The sequence below is a fragment of the Clostridium sp. LXY-7 genome, assembly GCF_056172015.1.
Map to the genome: position 1 here is coordinate 1 of NZ_JBLLJL010000016.1, position 3,800 is coordinate 3,800.

The window sequence follows — 3,800 nt, forward strand, 5'->3', positions numbered from 1 at the left end:
TGCCTCCAAGTTAAGGCTTGGAGGCATATATATGGTTCACTAGCTCAGTCGGTAGAGCACATGACTTTTAATCATGGTGTCCGGGGTTCGATTCCCCGGTGAGCCACCAAAAGCACTTCATTTAGAAGTGCTTTTTTTATAATTTACTATTATAAGTCATATATTTTTATAAACTATAATAATATGATAATATCAATTTTTAAATATGTCTATTACATTTTAAATGGAAGGAATGAAAATAATGTTATTAAATTCAAACATTATGGATAATGCATATGTACAGATGGTTTTAAATAGTTCATTATATGAAACTTGGAAACATGTTGCTTTAGGCGTGGGAGTTTTTGCTTTAATAATTTTCCTAAAAAATATATTTACAAAATATATAGTCAAGATATTACATAGAACATTCAATAAATTAAATTTTAAGTTTGGCATTAAAGTCATTAATGCATTTGAAAATCCATTAAAAAAACTATTTATAATTATAGGTGCATATATACTTGCTAGGACTTTAGTAGGTATAATACCTATATTAACAGTAAAGTTCATAGATCGGATAATGTATAGTTGTATAGTTGTACTTTTATGTAATGGATTAATGAATATTTCTAGAGCTTCACATGATTTTTTTGAGCGAGCTAATAGAAAATTAGACATAAATGTAGGTGATATGTTTATGCCATTGATTATAAAGAGTGCTAACTTCATAATTGTTGCATTAGGTACTATTCAAATAGCAGATATATGGAATTTTAATATTGATGCACTTGTAACAGGCTTAGGATTAGGTGGTTTAGCAATTAGTTTAGCAGCTAAAGATTTTGCTGCTAATATAATATCTGGTGCAATAATAGTGTTAGATAAACCTTTTGGCATAGGAGATTGGATAAAATGTAAAGATTTAGAGGGTGCAGTAGAAGATATTAGTTTTAGAAGTACAAAAATTAGAACAGTTGATAAAGTTTTAATTTCAGTTCCAAATTCTATTTTAGCTAACGAGTCAGTTCTAAATTTTAATAAACGTGATAAAAGAAGAATAGTTGTAAATATTGGTGTAAGTTATAACACAGATATAGTAAAGATGAAGATATGTACGGAGAAAATAAACAAGATGTTAAATGATAATGAGAATATAGAAAATGATTCAATACAAGTATCTTTTGATAAGTTTAATGAAAGTACTCTAGATATAGGAGTTTATTGCTATTCTAATAAAGTAGATTTAAATGATTATATAAATATTAAGCAAGATATCAATTATAGTATTATGGAGATATTAAGTGGTGAAAATGTGGAAATAGCATTTCCAACAAGGCGTATATATATAGAAGAGAGTTAAATAGAAAACCAGCGAAGTATTCGCTGGTTTTTATATTGAGAAATAGAATTTCAAAAGTATATTTATAATATAGAAAATATAAGTAAATAATATGTTTTTTTATGTTCACTTAATTAAAGTAAGAAAATTTATTGATTTAATATGAATTGAAAGCATAAGGTTTCAAATCTTCATAAAGAGATCTAACACCATAATTCCAATTTTTATCCTCAGAATATTTTCTATTTATCCAAGTAAATATGTCTATATCTTTAGGTTTATTTTTAGATAGATTTATTATAGTTCTACAAGCAATCTTAGATGAATCTACAATATCAGTATTATAGACTTGCCAACTACAAAATACATTATAAGGATTATTAGCTATCTTAGGTGCATTATTATGATTTTTTGGAACAAAACCTTGCTCTTGTCCTGTAATAGCGAATAATAGTAAGGGATTAATATTAAAATCTTTTGAAACATCGATAATCGATGAAAAATAAGGTTCATCTGCTAAAATAGAGTTTCTAACTTCAAGGTATTCTTTTAAAGCTATCTTATCTACTATCTCATACTGAAATTCTATAGGTATATGAGCTGTAGCAATTTTTGCTTCTTTTTTTAGATCAGCTACTAATGCAAGATTTTTATATCTTTCATTGGATTTCTTTAACTTGTATAAATAGTAATCAGGACTATCAATATATTCACCTAGGTAAAAATTAGTACTAGAAGTATTAGAATATATGCCTAATTCATGCGGATAATCATCTTTAGTTAAATTCTGTGCAAAAGTTATTTTGTTATTGCTTAAAGTAATAAGAGAAATAAGTAAAATAATAATTAAGTATGAAATTATGTCATGAACAAATTGATTTTCAAATTTTCTCATAAAGTAAATCACCATATCCATAAAATTTTTAAGTATATATCTGTAATTTACCCAATTAAAAGCAAAACTATTCAAATAATATAGATATTTTTGAATACTCTTTATACTAATTAACAGTATTTATAATTATTATATTTAAATTTGTTTTTAAATCTAAATCATATGTAGAAAGTTTATTGTCGTATTTGTCAGTAAATATTCTTATCACAGGTCTATCAGGAAGTCCTTGATTCTGCCTTATTATGTATCCTTTTAAGCCATTGGATAATAGTACATGGCAACCAATAGGATATATGGCAAATGTATTTTTAAAAATATGAACTATATTAGGATCAAAGCTAAAATAAGATTGAGATAAAATATATTCATAAGCTTCTTTGGGATTGAATTTCTTTCTATATACTCGGTCAGCAGTTATAGCAGTGAACACATCACATATGCTTATAATTCTAGAAAATAAGCATATATCGGTTCTTGATATATTAAAAGGATAACCTGTACCATTAAACTTTTCATGATGTTGTGCGATTCCATCTATAATTGATTGAGTCATAGAGGAATTTCTAGATACTATTTCTTTCCCCAAAAAAGGATGAAGTTTCATCTGTTCATATTCATCACGTGTAAGCTTGCCAGGTTTATTTACAATTTTATTTGAAATTTTAGTTTTTCCTATGTCATGAAACATAGATGAAATAGCTAGGTTTCTTAGTTCCTGATCAGGTAATTCCATATTGGAACCTAAAAATATAGACATAATGCATGTATCTACAGAATGAACATATGTGTAATTATCATAAGTTTTAACTTCATATAAATTCAAATTTATAGAATCATCAGATTGAATATAAGCTATTAAATCATCAATAATATTCAAGGAATGGTTTAAAGATTTTTCATTACAGGTAATAAAATCATTAAACATATTGGGAATTGATTCTAGAGTACTTTTCTTTAAATCTATTAATTTATCCTCATCAAGATTTATATCATCTAATTCATCAGCTTGAATATATACAAAAAATATTCCTTGTGATACTAATTTATTAACTATATTAGTAGAAAGAAGTATTCCTTTCTTTAATAAGACTTTACCAGTGCATGAAATTATATCCTTAGCTAAAGTTTCGGTATTATTTAAATTTTTTATTAATGTTAATTTCATTTGCTACACCTCAATTAAAATAATATTGGATATCTAAATGTAAAGTTGATGTATAAAAAATAACATGTAATATAATTATAATTCATTTCACTAAATAAGTGTGTTATTTAGCAAAAGTATAATAGATAAAATTATATAACAAATAAAAACAGCTATTTAAAAAAATATTAATAATAATATTGACAAGCATATATATAAATGGTAAACTTAATTTCGTTGTGAAAAAGCAACAAAAAACAAGTTGAAAAAACTTAAAAAAAGTTATTGACAAGGAAGAGATTCCTTGATAAAATAATAAAGGTCGTCACTAGTAAGTGATGAAGAAATGGTCTTTGAAAATTAAACAGAGAAGAAGGTAAAACCAGTTAATTCCGATAGAGAAATCTATCAAAATGACATTAACTAATGTCAGCGAGACA

General features: G+C 25.5%; 3 protein-coding genes and 1 tRNA gene. 2 read left to right on the plus strand and 2 right to left on the minus strand.

The window, feature by feature from the left end:
* Window positions 1-33: 33 nt before the first annotated feature.
* Together ACI48Q_RS20880 and ACI48Q_RS20885 are read left to right on the plus strand one after the other, a co-directional pair.
* Window positions 34-109, plus strand: a tRNA-Lys gene (locus ACI48Q_RS20880).
* Window positions 110-232: 123 nt separating this feature from the next.
* Entirely contained in the window at window positions 233-1,342 is a 1,110-nt protein-coding gene (locus ACI48Q_RS20885) for a mechanosensitive ion channel family protein (RefSeq protein WP_474921036.1), read from the plus strand.
* Window positions 1,343-1,478: 136 nt separating this feature from the next.
* Here ACI48Q_RS20885 and ACI48Q_RS20890 read toward each other — a convergent pair whose 3' ends face one another.
* Both ACI48Q_RS20890 and ACI48Q_RS20895 read right to left on the minus strand, forming a co-directional pair.
* Window positions 1,479-2,216: a hypothetical protein gene (locus tag ACI48Q_RS20890; protein ID WP_474921037.1), complete on the minus strand. Its 738-nt coding sequence runs from the start codon at window positions 2,214-2,216 to the stop codon at window positions 1,479-1,481.
* Window positions 2,217-2,322: 106 nt separating this feature from the next.
* Complete coding sequence (locus ACI48Q_RS20895) at window positions 2,323-3,381, minus strand: HD-GYP domain-containing protein (protein WP_474921038.1); 1,059 nt, start codon at window positions 3,379-3,381, stop codon at window positions 2,323-2,325.
* Between the last annotated feature and the right edge of the window lie 419 nt (window positions 3,382-3,800).